Source organism: Clostridium sp. MCC328 (assembly GCF_018785465.1).
Lineage (GTDB): Bacteria > Bacillota > Clostridia > Lachnospirales > Lachnospiraceae > Pilosibacter > Pilosibacter fragilis.
This window is the reverse complement of the sequence record NZ_WQPW01000160.1, coordinates 1-546: the sequence shown is the minus strand read 5'-3', so window position 1 is coordinate 546 and position 546 is coordinate 1. Positions and strand designations below refer to the sequence as shown.

The 546-nt window shown below is 51.6% G+C and carries 1 rRNA gene; it reads right to left on the bottom strand.

Annotated features, from left to right (window positions below):
- Nucleotides 1-546: ribosomal RNA gene (locus GPK83_RS16690) — 23S ribosomal RNA — on the bottom strand; the annotation flags it as partial.

Genomic DNA, 546 nt, shown 5'->3' with positions numbered 1-546 from the left:
TAGCCTCCCACCTATCCTGTGCATGCATTACCGAATCCCAGTATCAAGCTGGAGTAAAGCTCCATGGGGTCTTTCCGTCCTGGCGCAGGTAACCAGCATCTTCACTGGTATTTCAATTTCACCGGGTGCATTGTCGAGACAGCGCTCAAATCATTACGCCTTTCGTGCGGGTCGGAACTTACCCGACAAGGAATTTCGCTACCTTAGGACCGTTATAGTTACGGCCGCCGTTTACTGGGGCTTCAATTCAAAGCTTCGATTGCTCTAACCTCTCCTCTTAACCTTCCAGCACCGGGCAGGCGTCAGCCCATATACATCACCTTACGGTTTCGCATAGACCTGTGTTTTTGCTAAACAGTTGCTTGAGCCTATTCTCTGCGGCCAGATCTCTCTGGCACCCCTTATCCCGAAGTTACGGGGTCATTTTGCCGAGTTCCTTAACAATGCTTCTCCCGCCGGCCTTAGGATTCTCTCCTCATCCACCTGTGTCGGTTTACGGTACGGGCACATGGTACACAATAGCGGCTTTTCTCGGCAGCTGGAATC